The organism is Streptomyces sp. NPDC048361 (genome assembly GCF_040651795.1).
GTDB lineage: Bacteria > Actinomycetota > Actinomycetes > Streptomycetales > Streptomycetaceae > Streptomyces.
In genome coordinates this window covers 1-19196 of the sequence record NZ_JBEZKW010000061.1, presented here as the reverse complement: position 1 = coordinate 19196, position 19196 = coordinate 1, and the positions used below count along the sequence as shown (strand labels likewise).

The 19196-nt window shown below is 72.5% G+C and carries 17 protein-coding genes and 2 pseudogenes; 8 read left to right on the top strand and 11 right to left on the bottom strand.

All coding sequences use genetic code 11. From position 1 onward, the window contains the following. Positions 1-59: 59 nt before the first annotated feature. Positions 60-311 (bottom strand): annotated as a pseudogene (locus AB0D31_RS28080) (VanZ family protein); the annotation flags it as partial. 382 nt (positions 312-693) lie between these two features. Between AB0D31_RS28080 and AB0D31_RS28075 the strand changes: the two are divergent. Beyond that, positions 694-1047: a VOC family protein gene (locus tag AB0D31_RS28075; protein ID WP_362728226.1), complete on the top strand. Its 354-nt coding sequence runs from the start codon at positions 694-696 to the stop codon at positions 1045-1047. A 106-nt stretch (positions 1048-1153) separates the two neighbouring features. On the opposite strand, the gene AB0D31_RS28070 is transcribed toward AB0D31_RS28075, so the two are convergent. After that, positions 1154-3121, bottom strand: a complete 1968-nt coding sequence (locus AB0D31_RS28070; RefSeq protein WP_362728224.1) for a DUF5107 domain-containing protein — start codon at positions 3119-3121, stop codon at positions 1154-1156. A 247-nt stretch (positions 3122-3368) separates the two neighbouring features. Here AB0D31_RS28070 and AB0D31_RS28065 point away from each other — a divergent pair, with 247 nt between their 5' ends. After that, positions 3369-3713, top strand: a complete 345-nt coding sequence (locus AB0D31_RS28065) for a DUF6204 family protein (protein WP_362728222.1) — start codon at positions 3369-3371, stop codon at positions 3711-3713. Between the two features lie 228 nt (positions 3714-3941). On the opposite strand, the gene AB0D31_RS28060 is transcribed toward AB0D31_RS28065, so the two are convergent. From AB0D31_RS28060 to AB0D31_RS28050, 3 genes are all read right to left on the bottom strand, one after another. Beyond that, complete coding sequence (locus tag AB0D31_RS28060) at positions 3942-4109, bottom strand: hypothetical protein (protein ID WP_362728221.1); 168 nt, start codon at positions 4107-4109, stop codon at positions 3942-3944. A 486-nt stretch (positions 4110-4595) separates the two neighbouring features. Beyond that, positions 4596-5162, bottom strand: coding sequence for a GNAT family N-acetyltransferase (locus AB0D31_RS28055; RefSeq protein ID WP_362728219.1), 567 nt, complete (start codon positions 5160-5162; stop codon positions 4596-4598). A 48-nt stretch (positions 5163-5210) separates the two neighbouring features. Next, positions 5211-5450: a LapA family protein gene (locus AB0D31_RS28050; protein WP_362728217.1), complete on the bottom strand. Its 240-nt coding sequence runs from the start codon at positions 5448-5450 to the stop codon at positions 5211-5213. 312 nt (positions 5451-5762) lie between these two features. On the opposite strand from AB0D31_RS28050, the gene AB0D31_RS28045 reads away from it, so the two are divergent. Further along, a complete protein-coding gene (locus AB0D31_RS28045) occupies positions 5763-6494 on the top strand; it encodes a GntR family transcriptional regulator (protein WP_362728215.1) in 732 nt (243 codons plus the stop codon). Between the two features lie 161 nt (positions 6495-6655). Further along, a complete protein-coding gene (locus tag AB0D31_RS28040) occupies positions 6656-7759 on the top strand; it encodes an adenosine deaminase (protein ID WP_362728213.1) in 1104 nt (367 codons plus the stop codon). On the opposite strand, the gene AB0D31_RS28035 is transcribed toward AB0D31_RS28040, so the two are convergent. The 5 genes from AB0D31_RS28035 to AB0D31_RS28015 all read right to left on the bottom strand — a co-directional run bounded on the left by AB0D31_RS28035 (position 7740) and on the right by AB0D31_RS28015 (position 14813). After that, positions 7740-9524: a CocE/NonD family hydrolase gene (locus AB0D31_RS28035; protein ID WP_362728211.1), complete on the bottom strand. Its 1785-nt coding sequence runs from the start codon at positions 9522-9524 to the stop codon at positions 7740-7742. The genes AB0D31_RS28040 and AB0D31_RS28035 overlap by 20 nt on opposite strands. A gap of 190 nt (positions 9525-9714) precedes the next feature. Beyond that, positions 9715-10650 carry an LD-carboxypeptidase gene (locus tag AB0D31_RS28030; RefSeq protein ID WP_362728209.1) on the bottom strand — a complete coding sequence of 312 codons (936 nt, stop codon included), beginning with the start codon at positions 10648-10650 and terminating at the stop codon, positions 9715-9717. Continuing rightward, positions 10647-12626 carry a prolyl oligopeptidase family serine peptidase gene (locus AB0D31_RS28025; protein ID WP_362728207.1) on the bottom strand — a complete coding sequence of 660 codons (1980 nt, stop codon included), beginning with the start codon at positions 12624-12626 and terminating at the stop codon, positions 10647-10649. The genes AB0D31_RS28030 and AB0D31_RS28025 overlap by 4 nt, the downstream gene beginning before the upstream one ends. A gap of 14 nt (positions 12627-12640) precedes the next feature. After that, the gene (locus AB0D31_RS28020) at positions 12641-13987 is read right to left on the bottom strand and encodes a M20/M25/M40 family metallo-hydrolase (protein ID WP_362728205.1); all 1347 of its coding nucleotides are present in this window, start codon (positions 13985-13987) and stop codon (positions 12641-12643) included. Beyond that, a complete protein-coding gene (locus AB0D31_RS28015; RefSeq protein WP_362728203.1) occupies positions 13980-14813 on the bottom strand; it encodes a M55 family metallopeptidase in 834 nt (277 codons plus the stop codon). The genes AB0D31_RS28020 and AB0D31_RS28015 overlap by 8 nt, the downstream gene beginning before the upstream one ends. A 228-nt stretch (positions 14814-15041) precedes the next feature. Here AB0D31_RS28015 and AB0D31_RS28010 point away from each other — a divergent pair, with 228 nt between their 5' ends. Beyond that, a complete protein-coding gene (locus AB0D31_RS28010) occupies positions 15042-15650 on the top strand; it encodes a flavin reductase family protein (RefSeq protein WP_362728201.1) in 609 nt (202 codons plus the stop codon). Positions 15651-16045: 395 nt separating this feature from the next. Here the strand turns inward: AB0D31_RS28010 and AB0D31_RS28005 are convergent, their stop codons facing one another. Next, positions 16046-17293 carry a hypothetical protein gene (locus AB0D31_RS28005; protein ID WP_362728200.1) on the bottom strand — a complete coding sequence of 416 codons (1248 nt, stop codon included), beginning with the start codon at positions 17291-17293 and terminating at the stop codon, positions 16046-16048. 237 nt (positions 17294-17530) lie between these two features. Here AB0D31_RS28005 and AB0D31_RS28000 point away from each other — a divergent pair, with 237 nt between their 5' ends. The 3 genes and pseudogenes from AB0D31_RS28000 to AB0D31_RS27990 all read left to right on the top strand — a co-directional run. Beyond that, complete coding sequence (locus AB0D31_RS28000) at positions 17531-18385, top strand: alpha/beta hydrolase (RefSeq protein ID WP_362728198.1); 855 nt, start codon at positions 17531-17533, stop codon at positions 18383-18385. A gap of 92 nt (positions 18386-18477) precedes the next feature. Beyond that, complete coding sequence (locus tag AB0D31_RS27995; RefSeq protein ID WP_362728196.1) at positions 18478-18870, top strand: hypothetical protein; 393 nt, start codon at positions 18478-18480, stop codon at positions 18868-18870. Positions 18871-19119: 249 nt separating this feature from the next. Then, positions 19120-19196 (top strand): annotated as a pseudogene (locus tag AB0D31_RS27990) (VOC family protein); the annotation flags it as partial.

The following is a 19196-nucleotide window of genomic DNA, read 5'->3' as shown; positions in this document are numbered from 1 at the left end:
CGTCCTTGTGCCGGGCTCCAGCTCCACCGATGCGTGTCTGGCCGGGAGCTCGGTTGCGCTCAGGAAGCAGGCGCCGGTGCCGGCGTGGGGCGGGTCAGGTCCGGCGGCGTCGTGCGCCACCAGCGGCGCGAAGCCAGCGCGGCCAGGACGGCGCCGGTGGCGTTGACCAGGACGTCGTCCACGGACGACACGCGATCGAGCCGCAGTACGTACTGAGCGGTTTCGACCAGGGCCGAGCAGCCCGCGCCGAGCGCCAGAATCCGCGGCACGGAGGCGAGCGCCGCGAACCGGATCGGGGCGAAGAAGCCGAGCGTGGGCGCGGACGCCGCGGCCGATGCCTGCCCCGCGGCTGGCCCTGGCGCCGGAGCCGGTGCGGATGCCGGTCCTCAGGTCGGGGCGGGTGCCGATGGGGAAGCGTCGTGGTTCATGCCCCTATTGGAGACGGCAGGTCGTTGCGGCGGCGTATGCACTTTTCGATACGCCGGCGATACACGCGGACTCCGGGACTCCAGAACTCCGGGACTCCAGAACTCCGGGACTCCGGGACTCCGGGACTCCGGGACTCCAGAACTCCGGGACTCCGGCTCACGTTGCGACGATCGGCGGGCGCCCCCACATCCACACCCGCCGATCACCGATCGCCGATCGCCGATCACCTGCCGCGGGCGATCTCGCCCAACTAGGCTTCGTCACATGGAGATTCTCGGGACAACGCTGCGCATCTGCGTCGACGACCTGGAGAGCGCGATCGTCTTCTACGAGCGCGTCACCGGCAGTCAGGCGCTCCGCTTCGACCGTGGTGGCGTGTCGGTCGCCGCCGTGGGGGCCTTCCTGCTGATGAGCGGTCCCGAGGCGGAGCTCGACGTGCTGCGCAAGGTGGCGGCGACGGTCGCCGTCAAGGACGTCGACGAGGCGCACGCCGCCCTGACCGACGCGGGCGCCCGCGTCATCGCGGGGCCGGTCGCGACGCCCGCGGGCCGCAATCTGATCGCCGTCCACCCCGACGGTTCGGTCTTCGAGTACGTCGACCGCAAGCCGGCGTACTGACCGTCCGGGCGTAGGCAGCCCCAGGCCGCAGACGACCCGGTGGGCAAGTACCGCCGGGGCCCACCGCCGTGGCCTGCTCCTCCCTTACTCCTCGCCCGCTCCTCGCCTACTCCTCGGGCCGCATGCGGTACTGGTAGTGGTCCGGGAGGGGGTCGTCGGTGAGGCGGGCCCATACCTCGTTCAGGGTTTCGGCGCCCTCGCGCAGGTCGGCGACCTCGAATCCCGCGGCGAAGAGGGCGCGTGCGGCGGCCGAGTCGCCCTCCGCGAGCAGGAGTTGGGCCTCGATGAGACGGAAACGGCCGCGTTCGCGCACGGCGGGGCGCAGCCGGGCCCATATCGCGCGGGCTTCGGCGGGGCGGCCCGCCGTGAGGAGGGCTTCCATCGCCTCGCGGCCGAGCGCGGCGTCGGCCGCCGTCCAGGCCTCGCCGTCCCTGCGTTCCTGGCAGAAGTCGTCGTACGCCTCGACGTAGCGGTCGGCGGCGCGGCTCGCATGTCCGGAGAGCTGGTCGGCGACGGCGAGGCAGCGCAGCAGCGGCCAGCGCGACGGGGCCAGTGGCAGGCCGCGCTCCCAGCTGCGCACCGCCTGGGCCCGGTCGCCGGCGTGCCATTGGGCGATGCCGAGGTGGTACTCGGTGAGCGGGTCGGCGGGCGCCGTCTCCAGCATGTCGCGCCAGTGCGGTGCGACGAGGCTGGGGCCGGGCGGCGCCACCTTGCGCGGTTCGGGGAACACGCCGGAGCGCAGCAACTCCAGCCAGGGCTGCTGTTCCTGAGTGAGCGTCAGTTCAGGGAACGGGGTGCCGGGCAGTTTCACCCCCGTACGCAGAGCTTCGAGGGCGCCCCAGCCCGAGCCGGTGGCGAGGCTCTCGGCGGGCTCGGCGTCGGCGAAGGGGCGCCAGGCGGCGTAGGCCTCGTCGACCGTGGTGCGGGGCAGGGCTCGCTCAAGGCTCGCCTCGGTCTCGGCGCGGGCGGCCGTCCAGTCGGCGCCGTGCACGAGCGCGGCGTCGGTGGTCAGCGGGCCGTACGCCTCCAGCCAGGCGAACTCGGCGCCGGGGTCGAGCGGCACGTGTTCCAACTGGGTGCGGGCGAGGCCCGCCTGGATTTCGGCGTATCCGGCGGTGCCGGGCTCGGTCAGCCATTCCTGCCAGCGACGCCCGCCCCGGCCCGAGCCCCACAGGAAGAGTTTGCGGCCGCGCAGGGTGTCCGTGGAGGTCTGCACGAGGCCGTGCCCGCTCGCGTCGAGCGAGGCGATCCAGCGGCGGGCGCCGTCGGGAACCTCGTAGAAGTAGTCGGCGGGGTGTTCTCCGCGCAGCGGGTAGGTGCGGTCGACGCCGTCCCAGGTGGGCATGGGCACCCGGCGCAGGGTGTGCTCATAGCCGAAGTGCCAGGCCTCGTCGGCGGGGGCGAGGACACGGGTGCGCTCGCCCTCCTCGACGGCGATGTTGGACCACCAGTAGACCGGCGCGGTCCTCTCGTGCGGATTGCGGATGCGTACGCCCACGTACAGGAAGTCGGAGTCGTCGGGGAGCCACAGGTCGACCTGGAAGGGGAGGTCGCGCAGCCGCTCCCACTCCCACAGGCGGACCATCCGGCCGCCGTCCGGCGCCGGTACGAGGGCGGCGTGCAGGGGGGCGCAGGACAGGGTGGTGTGGCCGGTGGCGCCGATGTTCCACTCGATGCCGCCGGAGAACCAGGCGCCGTTGAGTGCGAAGTCGGCGGGCTGGAACACCGGGTTGGTGTAGAGCAGTTCACGGCCGGTGGGCTTGTGGAACAGGGAGTGCACGCGGCCGCCGAGGCCGGGCAGCACGGTGGCGCGCAGCCGCTCGTTCTCGATCACGATCGTGTCGAGCTCGATGGGGGACCGCTGCCGTCCGTAGCCGTCGAGGACTCGCACCGGCAGCAGGGTCTCCAGCGGCCCGTACCCGATCTGGCGCGCCATGTCGCGCGGCAGCCCTTCGCGGGCCCGCTCGTCGAGCCGGTGCAGTTCGTCGCGCGGGCGCAGCGCGGGCAGCGGGTTCGCCTCGCCCAACGGGGCGCCGGGCAGGGTCAGTACGGCACGTCGCACGGTCGTCGCCAAGGCAACCTCACTCCCTCGTACGGGGCTTCGGCGGCTCTTTCGGCCGACCCCCCGATGACCATGGAACACCGCCCCACTGACAACGGCCAGGGGCACCCCGGGTCAGGATTGCGCAAAGGCCGAGTGCCCGGCGGGCCGAGCCGGGTGCGCGGGGCGGCCCGCGCACCGTATATCGATCGACACATTCCGCTCCGTGAGCGACGATCTACCCGCAACGGACAGGCCGTACGCGGAAGGACAGCGGGACATGAGCGATCAGCACACCTATCGGGTCATCGTGCGCGGTGTGTGGGACGGCCTGAGCGACGACTCACGGGCGCGGCTGCTGGCCGAGGCCGACGACCACGGGCTGACCGCGATGGAGTTCACGCCCGAGGGCTCGCTCGCCTACGACCGCGTCCTGAAGCACTTCTCATGGCGCTTCACCGTGGTATCCGACGCCGCCGACGGCGACGAGATGGCCGCCGCGATCGCCGAGGACCGGGCCGAGTCCGCGCTCTCGGCGCTCGGCCACGGGTTCCGTGATCTGCGCTCGACGGTGACCGACCTCGACACCATGAAGGTCAACTACAAGCGCAGCGGCCGCCGTTGAGGCCAGGCGTCGCAACAGCTCCCCCTGCCCGCCCCGGTCAGACTGCGGCGTCGAAGTACAGCTGGCTCGTGTGCGCGTCGAGGGGATGGACGGAGATGTTCAAGTAGTTCAGGTCCCCCTTGCACACCGTGCACACGGATCCCTCGATGACGTCGGCGGCGTCTTCGCTTCTTTCAGCCCCAGGTGACCGAAAGGCGTGGTGGGGGGCTGCGTCGCTCCCGAATGGGGCTACGGAAGCGCGCGGTGCTCCAGCGGGCTCACGGGCTTCAGCCCCTGAATGAACCTGTCGACATCCGACGTGGGCAAGGTGAAGGCGAGGAGCGCCGCGTCGTCCTGGAAACCCACCTGGTACGCCGCTCTGACGTCGGCAGCCCGCCCCGGGATCGTCAAATTCATGTGCTGGGCCACCTGGGCAGGCGTCACCCCATCGAGCCAGTACGGCACCCGCCGGGCTGGTGCCTCCCGGCTCTGTCCCGACCGCGGCTCCGAAGGTGCCGAACAGGCCGTGAGCGCACCCACGAGTGCGGCACACAGGACGCCGACAAGGGTCCTTGGCGACGGCGCGGCGGAGGCTCGGCGTCCATGTGTCATCGTCCGGAGTCTCCGTTGCGTCCAATGTCCGCACCGCCCCCGGCGCCTGTCCCGGCGACGTCATTCAGCTGCGTGCGGGGCGATCCGCCCCCGGCAGCAGAACCGCCCGACGCCCCCTCGGTCCAGCCATGACACGAACCCCCTCATCGTGACGTCAACTTGGGCCAGTTTACGTGCACACAACACAAGCCCCGCGTGCATATTTTCCGTCCGACAGGCACCGGATCATGGATCGCCAGCCGTCACGCATCCGCCCTTACCGCCCCGAGCGCAGCAGCGCCGGCCCTCCCCCTATGCCCCGAGCGACTCCCCACGCCGCTCCGTCATCTCCTTCGTGATGGCCCACCGTTCGTGGTCGCGCCACGCGCCGTCGATGAAGAGGAAGTCCGGCGAGTAGCCCTCCAGGCGGAAGCCGGCGCGGCGGACCAGGTTGACGGAGCCCTCGTTGCGGGGCTGTATGTTCGCTTCGAGGCGGTGCAGGCCGAGCCGGGTGAAGGCGTGGCGGACGACCAGAGTGAGGCCCTCGCTCATCAGGCCGCGGCCGGCCGCCGGGGCGAACGCGCCGTAGCCGAGCGCGCCGCTCTGGAAGGCGCCCTCCACCACGTTGTTGATGTTGATGAACCCGGAGATGCGGCCGTCGCCCCGCTCGCACACCAGGTAGCCGTGCCGGGTCGGATCGTCCAGGAGGCGGTCCACGTAGCTCGCATACGCGTCGGGGTCGGCGGGCGGGAAGAGCCAGGGGGCGTGCAGGGCGCGGCTGGCCGCGGCGAGGGCGGTGAACTCCTCGGCGTCCTGGCGGGTGAAGGTGCGTATGCCCACGCGGGGGCCCTGGGCGAGGAAGCCGGACTCGGTTCGCATCGGGTCAGGTTACTGATCCGATCACGCGGACGGTGGCCCCTACGGCCGTCACCTGTTCCGCCTGCGCAGGAAGTAGCCGCAGCACAGCCCCACGACGAACACCGCGAGCAGCGCGAGATACAGCGGCATGGTGACCTCGGGGATCAGCAGCCGGATCTTGACGCGGCGGGTGTTCTCGAAGATGAAGACGAGCGCCAGGACGGCGAGGACCAGGACCGCGATCCTGCCCGGTGTGACGAGGCCGCCCGCCCTGTCCTGCGTACTGCGTGACTCACCCCTCGGACTCATGGCGCCGCCCTTCCGCTCGTGGTGCCACAGCTGCGTTGCGCCCGGCGTGCGCTCGTGGTGCCGCAGGTACGTTGCGCCCAGCGTGCGCTCGTGGTGCCGCAGGTACGTTGCGCCCAGCGTGACGGATGCGCTGCCCCGGGGTGCGCTGGAGCGAGCCGTATGGGTGAGCCACTGCCCGCCCACGCCGGCCCCTGCCCGCCCGCGCCGGCCATGCGCTCCCTGCACCGGCCTTGGGGTCGCCTTGTCAGACAAGTGAGCGCCGGGCATGCTGGGCCTTCCGGTACGTCGAGGCGGTACGGCGAGGGGTGGACCATGGCGGGCAACGGACAGCGGCGCAGGCCGGTCGTGGCGCTGTACGAGCGGATCGCGGATGCCATCCACGACGGCACCTATCCCCCGGGCTCCACCCTGCCGTCCGAGCCGAAGCTCGCGGGCGAGCTCGGTGTGAGCCGCCCCGCCCTGCGCGAGGCGCTGCTCCTGCTCCAGGAGGACGGGCTGCTTTCGGTACGGCGCGGGGTGGGTCGCACCGTCAACGACCGGCCGCCCCAGCGCGGCTTCGAGCACGTGCAGCCGCTGGACGATCTGCTGGGCCCGGTGCGCGTGCGGGCCTTGCTGCGCAGCCGCGAGGAGCCCACCGACTTCACGGCGCAGCATCTGCTCGCGCCCGCCGGGTCCGAGCTGCGCTTCTGGGAGTCGTTGCTGGTCGGGGCCGATCTCGCGGTCGCACTGAGCCATGAGTGGGCGGCGCCCGAGGAGGTTCTGGAGCGGTCGCACCCCGCGTTCGCCGACGCGCTCCGCGCCGAGCCGGCCGCCTCGATGCTCACCGTCCTCGGCGACGCCTCGCGCGGCGTGGCGTTGACCGCGCACAGCGGAGTGAGCGCCACGCTGCTCGGGCGGCGCAGGGGCGAGCAGCTCGACCGGCCCGCCGACACCCCGGCCGTACTGATCACCCAGGTCGTACGGGTCGATGGCACCCCGGTCATGGCCGCCAAACACATGCTGCCCTCGGGCGCCCCGGCCCTCCCGATCCTTCAGTCGAACTAGGCACCGGGGCGAGCCTCGTCGGCCCGGCATCGGACGGGGCAGGGGCCAGGCCCCGGAGCACACCCTCCGCCAAGCCCCGGCGTGGCCCACAGTCCGGTACCAGGGGGCCCGCAGTCCGGTACCGGACAACCCCCGCCCGACACGCTGTACACTCCCGCCTCATGCACTTGTCAGACAACCTCGCCGCCCCCGCCCCGGTCACCCCCGCCGAGTGGATCCGCCGCGCTCCGAAGGCCGTCCTCCACGACCACCTCGACGGCGGGCTGCGTCCCGCGACCATCGTCGAGCTGGCCCGCTCCTGTGGTTACACCGCGCTGCCGACCGAGGACCCGGCCGAGCTCGCGCTCTGGTTCCGTGACGCCGCGGACTCCGGCTCCCTGGAGCGCTACCTGGAGACCTTCGCCCACACCTGCGCGGTGATGCAGACCCGCGAGGCGCTGCACCGGATCGCCGCCGAGTGCGCCGAGGACCTGGCGGCCGACGGCGTCGTCTACGCGGAGGTGCGGTACGCCCCCGAGCAGCACCTGGAGGGCGGCCTGAGCCTCGACGAGGTCGTGGACGCCGTGAACGAGGGGCTGCGCGAGGGCGAGCGCCGCACCGGCGGCAGGATCACGGTGCGGGCGCTGCTCACCGGCATGCGGCACACCCGGCGCTCCCTGGAGATAGCCGAGCTGACCGTCGCGCACCGTGACCGCGGTGTGGCGGGCTTCGACATCGCGGGTGGTGAGATCGGCAACCCGCCGGCCGAGCACCTGCCGGCCTTCCAGCACCTCAAGCGCGCCAACTGCCACATCACCATCCACGCCGGTGAGGCCGTGGGCGCCGAGTCGGTGCACGAGGCGGTCCAGGTGTGCGGCGCCGAGCGCATCGGGCACGGCGTGCGGATCACCGACGACATCGCCGCGGACGGCACGCTCGGCCACCTCGCCGCGTTCGTCCGTGACAACCGGATCGCCCTGGAGGTCTGCCCGACCTCCAACCTCCAGACGGGCGCGGCCCTTTCGTACGAGAAGCACCCCATCGACGAGCTGCGCCGGCTCGGGTTCACGGTGACGCTGAACACCGACAACCGACTGGTGTCCGGCACGACGATGAGCGAGGAGTTCCAGCACATGGCGGACGCCTTCGGTTACGGCCCGGAGGTCTTCGAGGAGTTCACCGTAGCCGCGGTCGACGCGGCGTTCCTGCCGCTGCCGGAGCGCCGTCGCATCATCGACGAGATCGTGCGCCCCGGCTACGCGGAGATCAGTTCAACCTCCCGTTGACGACGGGCAGTTGGAGCGTTCCCGTGGAGCCGGGGGCGCTTACGACGGTCACCGGCTTGATGCCCTTGTTGCCGAGGTAGGCGTCGTCGCTCGCGGCGATCGCGAACTCGATGCGGTGCCCGGCCTCGTAGCGGTGGGCGATGCCCGGCAGGGCGACGGTGAACGGCTTGGTCACGTCGGGCACCCGCACCGGGGCGACCAGGCGGCGCACCAGCGTCTTGGTGCCGTCGGGCGCCACGTCGTAGAGCTTGGCGAACAGGACGAGCTTGTCGGCGGCGTCCTGGGAGTTCTGTGTTGCCCTGGCCGCGGGCGAGTCCACCTTCAGCGTGGCCTTGGCCGAGCCGACCACATCGACGGGCGCCTTCAGCGGGTCGGTGTCCCAGCCGAGGTAGGTGCCCGGTGTGTCGTACGGTGCGGGGTCGGGCAGGCCGATCATGCCGGCGAGCGAGCTCTCCGAATGGCTCGTCGGGACAAGGGCGTTGGTGTAGGTGCGGCTGCCGCGCGCCACCTTCTTACGGTTGTCGACGAGCTTGCCGTCGCCCGAGAGGTACACCTTCTGGGTGAGCGGCGGGACCTTGGAGGCCTCGCCGTAGCCGCTCTGCCAGTCGCGGTAGTAGGCGAAGGCGGGCCCGGTGTCGGTGTGCTTGTGGCCCCGCAGGTAGTGGTCGAACCAGGACAGGATGCGCTGCCCGGTGTAGCTGGTTTCCAAGTTGCCCTTGCTCAGGTCGAGTTCGCCGGGCGCCTGGCCGCCACTGTGGCCCCACGACTGCCAGATCATCTTGGTGGTGGTGCCGTTCTCCTTGAGCGTTTTGTATGTCGCCGTCGCCTCGTTGAGGTTGAACAGGCTGTCGGTCTGGCCCTGGATGAGCAGCGTGGGGGCTTCGACGCGGTCGAGGTAGGTCACCGGGGAGACGCTGCGGGCGTAGCGCAGCATCGCGGCGGTGGGGGCCGCGGGGTAGCTGCCCGAGTTGAGCAGGCCGATGGTCTTGCAGGCGTCGGGCGCGAAGTGCACACAGCCGAGGGTTCCCCAGCGCGAGGGGTCGAGGTTGGGCAGGGTGATCGGCTGGCTCTCCCCGATGAGGTAGAACCCGTTGGTCCACTGCCACTTGAAGGCGCCGGGCACCTTGCGGTCGGCGACGTTGTTGGGGTCGAGCGCGTACGACAGGTCGTTCCAGGTGATCAGCGGGACGAGCGCGTCGACGCGGTGGTCGACGGCGGCCGTCGCCATCTGGATGGCCCCGCCGTAGGAGCCGCCGATCATGCCGACGCGCGGGTCGCCCGGGCGGTCCTTGGTGACGAAGTCGATACGGGTTCCGTCGTCGGCGGTGCGGGTCCCGGCGAGGAAGTCGATGAGGCGGGAGGCGGCGCGGCCGTCGATGCCGGGGGCGTCGAGGGAGATCAGGCAGCCCGACTTGCCGAAGCCGAGCCCGGAGTAGGCGAGGGCGACATAGCCGCGCTCGGCGAACGCCTTGGCGGTCCCGGCGGTGGAGCCGTCCGACTTGTTGCCGCCGAAGCCGTTGGTGGTGAGCACGGCGGGCGCGGGGTGCTTCTTGTCGACGCCGGACGGGCGGTAGAGGTCCGCGTCGACGGCACAGGTCTGGTTGCCGGCGCGGACGGTGAACTTCAGCGCTGTGACGGCGACTTGCGCGTCGGCGGCGCCCTGCGCGGTGGCGGGGCCGGCCGCGAGCAGCGGTACGGCGAGCGCCGCGCCGAGGGCGGCCGCCAGCGGCTTGCGGGATCTGGGCACGGCAGGGCGACGGGTCACGGTGTCCTCCACGGCGAGCTGGCCTACCGATCGGTAGGCCCGGCGCCCTCATGCTGTGACACGTCAAAGTTGCGCGTCAACGCCTGCGGCACAAGGTATTTGACGGGTGGGCGGCTTCGGCCCGGGGGCGGCGGAGTGGCGAGTGCGCGGGTAGGGGTGAGGGCCGGGCCGGGCCGGGGGCCGCCATGGTTCAGGCGAGGGCGGGTGTCTCCAGGGTGAGGGTGCCCTCCTCCGCGTCCAGGACGGCCGGCACCCCCAGCGGCATGGTGAGGGCGTTCTCGCAGTGCCCGAAGCCGAGGTTCTCGACGACGGGCACACCGATCCCGGCGAGGCGTTCGTACAGCACCGGGCGCACCCTCTCCTCGTACGGTCCGCACTCCTGCCAGGAGCCGAGCGCGATCCCGGTGACGCCCTCCAGCCGTCCCGCGCGCAGGAGTTGGGTCAAAGCACGGTCCAGGCGGTAGTCGTCCTCGCCGATGTCTTCGAGCAGGAGCAGGCCGCCCGCGGACGACACCCGGGCGTGCGCGGTGGCGAGCTCCGCGGTGAGCAGCGAGAGGCAGCCGCCGAAGGTGAGGCCGCGGGCCCGGCCGGGTACCAGGGCGCGGGCGCCCGGCCGGCCGAGCGTCATCGCGGCTTCCGGCTCGAACAGGGTGGTGCGCAGGGATTCCTGCGCGGCGCGGTCGGCGGTGAAGGAGAGCGCGGACGCCATGGGGCCGTACAGGGTGGACAGGCCCAGGCGGACGGCGAACGCTTCGTGCAGGACGGTCGCGTCGCTGTAGCCGATGAGCACCTTGGGGCCGGCGGCCCGCAGCGCCTCCCAGTCGAGGAGGTCGACCATGCGTTGGGCTCCGTAGCCGCCGCGGGCGCACATCACCGCGTCGACGGCGGGGTCGCACCAGGCGTCCTGGAAGTCGCGTGCCCGTTTCTCGTCCTCGCCGGCCAGATACCTGAACCGCGGGTGCCGCTCGGTGACTTGGGGCGTGGCGATCGGGTCGAGGCCCCAGCCGCGCAGGATGTCGAGGCCGGCGGCGAGCCGTTCCTCGACGACGGGTCCGCTGGGCGCGGTGACGGCGATCCTGGCGCCCGGCCGCAGCCGGGGCGGGCGGGTCAGTGCGGTGAGGCTCACTTGGTGAGCTCCAGGAGGGGGATGTCGGTCCGGTCGATCGCGAACACCTGGGCGTACAGGGAGAGTTCGGCTTCCAGGGCACGGACCATGGTGTCCGCGCGGCGGAAGCCGTGGCCCTCGCCCGCGAAGGTGAGGTAGGCGTGCGGGATGCCGCGGCCTGCCATCTTCTCCAGGAACTCCTCGCACTGCACGGGCGGGCAGATCGCGTCGTCGAGGCCCTGGAGCAGCAGGAACGGGGCGGTGACACGGTCGGCGTGCCGGCCGGGCGAGCGTTCGCCGTAGCGGCCGGGCACGTCGGCGTAGGGGCCGACCAGGCTCTCCAGGTACTGCGATTCGAAATCGTGGGTGACGCCGAGCCAGCTCGTGAGGTCGAGGACGGGATAGCTGATGGCGCCACAGGCGTACACGCCGGTGGTGGCGAGGGAGGCCGCCGTGGTCCAGCCGCCCGCGCTGCCGCCGCGGATCGCGATGCGGCGCGGGTCGGCGGCGCCCTCGTCGGCCAGGGCGCGGGCGACGGCGGCGCAGTCCTCGACGTCGGCGATGCCCCACTGTTCGCGCAGCCGGTTGCGGTAGGCGCGCCCGTACCCCGTGGAGCCGCCGTAGTCGACCTTGACGACGCCGATGCCGCGCGAGGTGAAGTAGGCGGTCTCCAGGTCGAGGACGAGCGCGACGTTGCTGGTGGGGCCGCCGTGCACCCAGATGACGTAGGGCGGCAGTTCGTCGCCGGGGCCGGTGCGGTCGGGGTGGTGCGGCGGGTAGACGTGCGCGTGGATGGCGCGGCCGTCGGGCCCGGTGAAGGTGCGGACCAGCGGGTCGGGATAATACGCGGGGTCGACGGTGTCGGTGTGGGCGCAGCCGATCACGCGGGCGCGGCCGGTGGCGGTGTCCAGTTCGACGAGTTCGGCGCCGCTGCGGGGGCTCGCGGCCACGCCCACGACGCGGCTGCCATGGGCGGCGAGCGTCGCGCCCCACCGGGTCCAGGGGCCCGCGGTGTCGACGAGTTCGCCGCTGCGCGGGTCGAGTATGCCGAGCGTGGTGGTGCCCTTGCCGTGCACGACGGCGATCAGGCCGCTGTCCAGGGGTTGGAACCAGCGGCGCCCGACCTGCCACAGCGGGCCCGCGAACTCCTCCTCGCGCGGGCACAGCGCGGTCGCCGCCCCCGCGTCGGGGTCGACCCGGTACAGGTTCCACCAGCCGTCGCGGTCGGAGGTGAACAGGAGCTGCCCGTCGGCGTCCCACTCGGCCTGCGCGATGGATTCCTCGGGGCCTCCGGCGACGGTACGGGCGCCGTGCAGCGTGCCGTCGTCGGCGACGTCGGCGAGGATCAGCTCGGTGCCGTCCCACGGCATCCGCGGATGGTCCCAGGCGATCCAGGCGGCCCGCCGACCGTCCGGCGAGAGCCGCGGCCCGGTGACGAAGCGGTGATGACCGTCGCTCAACTCCCGTACAGCCGCCCGGTGTTCGGCGGCCGAGCCGTCCAGCGGAACGGCCACGATCACCCGGCGTACGTCAGTGGGAGCGTCGCCGGTGAACTCCTCCAGGACGCACCGCACTTCGCCGCGCTCCGGATCGATACGGGGATCGACCCAGCGCAGCCCCTGGCCGACCGGGGAGAGCGGGGTGAGCGGGCGCGGCTCTTCGGTGGTGTCCGGCTCGTAGGCGTAGAGCCGCTGGTCGGCGAAGTGCACGAAGACGACGAGCGGGCCCTGTCCGGCACGGGCGGCGCCGTGCCAGGGTGCGCCGCCGTACTCCATGACGCGGCTGCGCACGTTCCACGGCGCCGGCAGCACCGTCTCGGCCTCGCCGTCGGGGCGGCGGCGTACGAGGACGCTGCGGCCGCCCTCCGCGGGGCGAGCCTCCGTCCACCACAGGTCGTCGCCGACCATCCCCACGTAGTCGGGGGATCCGTCGTGGGCGACCGCGACGGCCGCGTCGATCGGCGACGGCCAGCTTCCGTAAGCCCCGGTGGGCACCATCGTGGCAACTCTCCCTATGCGGACCGCAGATAGTGGTCGAGGACGCGGACGCCGAAGTGCAGGGCGTCCACGGGTACGCGTTCGTCGACGCCGTGGAACAGCGCCTGGTAGTCGAGGCCTGCCGGCATCCGCAGCGGCGCGAATCCGTAACCGGTGATGCCCAGGCGCGAGAACTGCTTGGCGTCGGTGCCGCCCGACATGCAGTACGGCACCACGTGCCCCTCGGGCGCGAACCGCTCGATGGCGGCCCGCAGTTTGCGGAACGTCGGCGAGTCGACGGGCGCCTGGAGCGACACACCGGAGTGGTAGAAGTCCCAGTCGACGTCGGGGCCGGTCAACTCGTCCATGGTGGTGCGGAATTCGTCCTCGCCGCCGGGTACGGTGCGACCGTCGACGTATCCGGTGGCGAGGCCCGGGATGACGTTGACCTTGTAACCGGCGTCCAGCATCGTCGGGTTGGCGCTGTTGCGGAGCACGGGCTCGACCAGGGAGGCGGCGGGGCCGAGCTTGCCGATGAGTTCGTCGGCGTCGAAGTCGGCGGCGCCCGGGTCGGCGTCGATGCCGTGCAGGGCGGCGAGTTCGACGAGGCTCGCGCGGACGGTGGGGGTGAGCCGCACCGGCCACTCGTAGGCATCGATGCGGGTGATGGCGGCGGCGAGCCGGCTCACCGCGTTGGCGCGGTTCACCTTCGAGCCGTGCCCTGCGCGGCCCTGCGCGGTGAGCCGCAGCCACGCCGTGCCGCGCTCGCCCGCCCCGATCGGGTAGACCTCCAGGCCGGGTCCGGCGTGGAAGGTGACGGCGCCCGATTCACTGATGCCTTCCGTGCACCCCTCGAAAAGTCCGGGGTGGTCGTCGGTGAGGAAGGACGCGCCGTCGATGGCACTGTCCTCCTCGTCGGCGGTGAAGGCGAGGACGATGTCCCGCCGTGGCCGCACACCGTGCCGGGCCCAGGCCCGTACGACGGTGAGGACCATCGCGTCCATGTTCTTCATGTCGACCGCGCCGCGGCCCCAGACCACGCCGTCGCGGACCTCGCCCGAGAAGGGGTGCACGCTCCAGTCGGCGGCCGCGGCGGGCACCACGTCGAGGTGACCGTGGACCAGCAGGGCGTCGGCCGACGGGTCGCTGCCCTCGATGCGGGCGACCACGTTCGTACGGCCCTCGGTGCGCTCCAGCATGCGGGGTTCGAGGCCCGCGGCGGCCAGCCGTTCGGCCACGTACTCGGCGGCCGGCCGCTCACGGCAGTCGCCGCCGCCCCGGTTGCTGGTGTCGATCCGGATGAGCCCGGAGGTGAAGGCCACCACCTCGTCGAGCGCCACCTCGTCGAGCGCCACCTGGTCGATCGTCTCCACCTCAGCCATACTGCTCCTCCACCGCGGACGAGACGATCGTGGTGACCGCCTTGAACGTGCGGGTTCCCTCATACATCGTCAAACTGGTGTACTCGACGCGCCGTTCACCCGTACGCGCCACCCCGGGCACCACGGTGGCCGCGTCGGAAAGATGCTCGGCGTCGAACTCGATCTCCACGGTGAACGGCCCTCCCTCCACGGGTGCCGTGCGGCGGGCGAGCGGCGCGGCGGATCTCGCCGCGGCCCGGATGTCTCCCGCGGTACGGGCGGGGGTGCGGCACACCGCCGCGTAGCGCGAGACGTGGTCCTTGACGGCGACCTTGCGGGCGTCCGGCGCGTAGCCTTCGGCGTCCTCGCAGGTGAGGTCGTCACCGGTGACCAGCACCACGGGCACCCCGTACTCGGCGACGACATGAGCGTTGAGCAGCCCCTCGCTCGCGCGGGCGCCGTTGAGCCACACCCCGGTGATGGAGTTGGCGAGGTAGGTGTGGGCGAGGACGCCCGCCGTACCGGCGCCCGTGTGGTAGCCGACGAAGGCGATGCCGTCGACGTCCCCGTGCTGGATTCCCTCGACCATGGACAGCGACTTGTGCTTGCCGGTGAGCATCTGGGCCCGTTCGTCGAGCCGCTCAAGAAGCAGGTTGCGCATCGACCAGTGCGCCTCGTTGATGAGCACCTCGTCGGCTCCGCCGTCGAAGAACCCGAGCACCGCCGCGTTGACGTCGGAGGTGAACATCGCCCGGCAGCGCTCCCACTGGGGCGTGCCCGGCAGCACGTCGGCCGGCCAGGTGACTCCGGTGGCGCCTTCCATGTCGGCGCTGATGAGGATCTTCATGCCGCCCCACCGTACCTGCCACGTCATACCCGGGCCAGGGGCCGCACCGCCACCACAGGTACACACCAGTGGCAGCGGTTACCGGGGTGTTCGCCAGGGCACCCGGCGGCGCGCCGGACACGATTCGGTCCCGGCTTGCACACACCTCAACTCGCCTTTCTGCACTTGTAGTTGCGCCCTCGACTATCGGTCCGGAAGCGGGTTGGCCGGGCGGAGGATACTGGCGCCATGCGTATTGACTTCGATCCCGCCGTCATGTCCGCCGAGGAGTTCTACCGGCTGCTCACCGCCACCGTGGTGCCGCGCCCCATCGCCTGGGTGTCGACCGTGGCTCCCGACGGGACCTCCAATCTCGCGCCGCACTCCTTCTTCACCATCGCCTCCGTCGCGCCGCCCGTCGTCCAGTTCACCTCGGTGGGGCGCAAGGACTCGCTCCGCAACGTCGAGGCGACGGGCCAGTTCGTGGTCAACCTGGCTCCCGAACCCCTCATGGATCAGGTCAACACCACCGCTACCTCCTTTCCGCCCGGTGTGAGCGAGTTCGAGCAGGCGGGGCTCGCCACCGAGCCGAGCCTGCGGGTGAAGCCGCCCCGGGTGGCGCTGTCCCCGGTCGCCCTGGAGTGCGAGGTGCACAGCACGGTCGGCATCGGCGACTCGACCGTCGTGTTCGGCCGGGTCGTGCACGCGGTGATCTCGGAGGAGGTCATGGTCGACGGGCACCCCGACATCGGCCGCCTGCGGCCGCTGGCCCGGCTCGGCAAGGACGAGTGGGGCGGGGTCAGCTCCGTACACGAGCTCGGCCGGGTGCCGTACGCACGGCCCGAGGGCGGCGCCTGAGAGGGCCAGGGCCCGGCACGCACGGGCGCTCGACATTCGATGGCTCCCGAGGGCGGCGCCTGAGAGGGCCAGGGCCCGGCGCCACACCGGCGCTCGACGTGCGCCGGCCACACTGCCGGACCACTCTGGAGCCATGCGGAAACCAAGGACTCTCGACGCCCGGGCCTCCGTACGCATCGGAGTCGGGCGGAGCCGCCGGGCAGGCTTGGCGGCGCGCTGGGCGAGCCGGTTCTGGATGGCCGGGCGGCTGGCGGGCCGCTGGGAGGAACGCCTGCGGCGGCGCCGCAGACCCTAGCGGCGCGCAGCGGCGGTCTCCCGGCCGGCGTCCTGCGGGGGCTCTTCGGCCGATGTCCCGGTGTTGGCCCTTCGGCCGGCGTCCTGCGGCGAGCTCCCCGCTAGCGTCCTGCGGCCGGGACCGCCTGAAGCTGTTCCAGGCGTCGCTGCACGGCCTCCAGCGCACCCGCCTGCCGGCCGGGGACCCGGGTGCGCAGCGCGATCAGGTCCGGAGCCAGCGCGCGGACGCGCTCGGGGTCGCCGAGCTGCTCCCACTGATGGTGCGCACGGTCGACGGCCGCCTGGACGTCGGCGTCGTCGGTGGTCCGTCGGCGGGCCAGCAGGGCCTGCGCGCAGGCCATCCACAATTCGCAGGACCGGGCCGGCTCCCGGGCGAGCCGGGCGAGGTCGGCGCGGACCTCCAGCCAGTGCAGGGCCTGCGGCGAGGAGGGCCCGTGGGCGCGCATCGCCTCGCTCTCCCACACCGCCGCCATCGACGCCGCCTCACCGTGCCGGCCGGCGCGGGCGGCAGCCAGGATCGCCGGATGCGGATCGGCGGGGAGCCCGCCGGCCGTGGGCGGCACGGTGGGCGGGGACGGCAGGGGCCGGGCCGGGTTCGCCCGGGTTCCGGCGGACGGCACGGACGGCAGGGGCCGGGGCGTGGAGGGTGCGGCGGACGGGAGGGGGCGGGGCGCGGGGGGTGCGGCGGACGGGATGTCCGCACTCAGGAGGAGCGCGGCGCCGGGGCCCGCCCGGTCTGCCTGGGCCGCCTGATTCGCCGCGTACGCGTGGAGCTCGGCGAGTGGCGGACGGGCGCCGCCGCGCCACACCTGGGCGTACGCCTTCACATAGTCCGGCGAGGCGATCGCGCGGCGCGGCGCGGGCGGGGCGACCCGGCCGTAGAGGCGGACGCCGGGGCCGAGGCCCACGCCCTCCTGCCGCAGCCGCTGCCAGGCCGCCGGGTCGGCGACCAGGTCGACGATCACCGTGGTCGTGCCCGGCCCGCGCACCTGGAGCTCATGGACCAGCCAGTCCCAGGGGAACGCGGTGTAGCGCAGACTCGCCTGTGTGGTGCGGGCGAGCGCCAGATGGACCTGGTTGCGGCGTGTATCGACGTGCAACTGCCCCGCCAGATACACGGACAGCGGGCCGGGCGCGGCGGCCACGGCCCGGAGCCTGGTCAGCACGGTCTGCGGGTCGACCGGGTCGGCGAGTTCCACGATGCTGGCCGCTTCCGTGCCGGTCAGCACGCCCGGGGCCACCGCGGCCAGACCGGGCAGCGCCGACGCCGCGTCGATGAGACGCCCCTTGTTCGCCGGAGCGGCCGCCAGCAGCAGCGCCGTACCCGGTTCCTGCCCCTTGATCAGCACACGAGCACCGTATCGGGTCCGCCACGGTTGTTGTCCCACGGTCGGCCCAACTCCCGTACGGGAGGCGGAAATTGTGAGGTTTGGGCATAATCGGTCATAGCGGAGGAGATGGGTCAATCCGGCATACCGGCCCAGAATCCGGTACCCCGGGCCTGGAATCCGGTGCACCGGCCTCGGCCCGTTCGCGCAGCTCCGCTACCGTGAACTCCCCTTCTGCCTCCCATCGCCAGGACCGTCATGCCGATCCACCCTCGCTCGACCGTCCCCTACACCACCGCGCGGGACGGCGAACCACCCCAACTCCTCGACGTGTACAGCCCGGAGGCCGCCCCGGCGTCGACACCGGCCGTACTCCTGTGGCACGGATCCGCCCCGGACACGAGGTTCGAAGTCGCGTCGCTCGCACGCGAGACGGCCGGGCACGGCGTGACGGTGTTCGTGCCCGACTGGCGCCCCGACTCCCCCGACGGCGGCCGTACGCATCTCCTGGCTTCCCTGCGGTACGTACGCGAGAACGCGGCCTCGTTCGGCGCCGACCCGGCGCGGCTCGTCGTGGCGGGATGGTCGATGGGGGCGGGCGCCGCGATCGGGACGGCCCTGCGACCCGACCTCGCCGGCGGACAGCTCCCGAAGGCGGTCGTGGGCATCGCGGGGCGGTACGAGCTCCCGGCCCGCAGCACGGGCACCGTCCCCCTGGAGGATCTGGCCTCGGCGCCCGCGACGAGGGTGCCGGGTGCGCCGGGTGTGCCGGTCGTTCTGGTGCACGGCGCGGCGGACACGATCATCGAGAGCGGGCACTCCCGCACCTTCCATGCGGCGCTGGCCGCGCGGCGGAGGGCCGAGGCCGCGCACGGGCCGAAGGACCTGCACGAATCAGTGAGCCTGGACGGGCCGAAGGACCGGCACGAATCAGTGAGCCTGCACGAACCGGCGGCCGACCACGCCGGCGTCGTCATGGGCGCGTACGATCCCGCGCTCGGTCACTGTGTGCCCGCCACCGACCCCCTGGCCCTGCGGGCCGGACGGGACACGGCCCGGCTCATCGCGCAGGCAGCCTTCGCCTCAGCCTCGGCTCCTGCGCCTTTCGTCTGAGCCTCGGCTCCTGCGCCCTTCGCCTGAGCCTCGGCGCCCGCGCGGCGGCCTCCCGCGTGGCTCGGATGGGGCCGGGGCGCCATGCTGGGAGCGTGATGACCGTGCTGCTGGTAGCCACCGACGAGGAAGCCGCGGTGCTGCGCGAGCACATCCACCGCAACCCCCACTTCCGCGTCATCGCGCACACCCCGAGCCCCCGGCTCGCCCTGGCGCAGGCGTATGTCCTGCTGCCCGACGTCACCGTGCTCGACCCGAGCATGCACGGCGACAGCGACCCGGCGGCCCTGTTCACCGGGTTGCGCTCGCTGACGCCGCCCAGCGCCGTCGTACTGCGTACGACCCCGGGGACCGCGGGGCTCCCGGAGCTGCGCACCGTCCTGGAGGAGGGCGCGGTCCACACCGCGGCACGGGACGACCACGATGCGCTCATGGCGGCCCTGCTCACCATCGGGCGGCGCCGGGAGAGCTGCGACCCCGACCGCTGAGCCTCCGGGGCCCGCCCGGGCTTCCGGCGTGCGCGCGCCAACCGTACGCGCGACACTGGAGAGGTCTCCGTGCCAGGTCTCTGTGCCGGCATGTGAAATTCCCTGGCGAAATTCCCTGCCGAAATTGCTGGAAGCGAAGCGAGGGCTTTCGTGACGCCGCCGCCCAACCACACCGATCTCACCGCGGAACCGCCCGCCCCGGGCAGACACCGCTCGGGCGTCGTTGGCGTGCCGTGCTGGGTGAGCCTGATGGCTCGGGATCTGGGTGCCGCGCTGGATTTTTATGGTGCGGTGTTCGGCTGGACGTTCCGGTCGGGTGGTCTGGG

What these genes read in the sequence shown, in the direction of transcription:
- AB0D31_RS28075 (WP_362728226.1), top strand. Translation starts at nt 694, where the DNA reads ATGGAGATTCTCGGGACAACGCTGCGCATCTGCGTCGACGACCTGGAG.
- AB0D31_RS28065 (WP_362728222.1), top strand. Translation starts at nt 3,369, where the DNA reads ATGAGCGATCAGCACACCTATCGGGTCATCGTGCGCGGTGTGTGGGAC.
- AB0D31_RS28060 (WP_362728221.1), bottom strand. Translation starts at nt 4,109, where the DNA reads ATGAATTTGACGATCCCGGGGCGGGCTGCCGACGTCAGAGCGGCGTAC.
- AB0D31_RS28055 (WP_362728219.1), bottom strand. Translation starts at nt 5,162, where the DNA reads ATGCGAACCGAGTCCGGCTTCCTCGCCCAGGGCCCCCGCGTGGGCATA.
- AB0D31_RS28050 (WP_362728217.1), bottom strand. Translation starts at nt 5,450, where the DNA reads ATGAGTCCGAGGGGTGAGTCACGCAGTACGCAGGACAGGGCGGGCGGC.
- AB0D31_RS28045 (WP_362728215.1), top strand. Translation starts at nt 5,763, where the DNA reads ATGGCGGGCAACGGACAGCGGCGCAGGCCGGTCGTGGCGCTGTACGAG.
- AB0D31_RS28040 (WP_362728213.1), top strand. Translation starts at nt 6,656, where the DNA reads ATGCACTTGTCAGACAACCTCGCCGCCCCCGCCCCGGTCACCCCCGCC.
- AB0D31_RS28025 (WP_362728207.1), bottom strand. Translation starts at nt 12,626, where the DNA reads ATGGTGCCCACCGGGGCTTACGGAAGCTGGCCGTCGCCGATCGACGCG.
- AB0D31_RS28020 (WP_362728205.1), bottom strand. Translation starts at nt 13,987, where the DNA reads ATGGCTGAGGTGGAGACGATCGACCAGGTGGCGCTCGACGAGGTGGCG.
- AB0D31_RS28015 (WP_362728203.1), bottom strand. Translation starts at nt 14,813, where the DNA reads ATGAAGATCCTCATCAGCGCCGACATGGAAGGCGCCACCGGAGTCACC.
- AB0D31_RS28010 (WP_362728201.1), top strand. Translation starts at nt 15,042, where the DNA reads ATGCGTATTGACTTCGATCCCGCCGTCATGTCCGCCGAGGAGTTCTAC.
- AB0D31_RS28000 (WP_362728198.1), top strand. Translation starts at nt 17,531, where the DNA reads ATGCCGATCCACCCTCGCTCGACCGTCCCCTACACCACCGCGCGGGAC.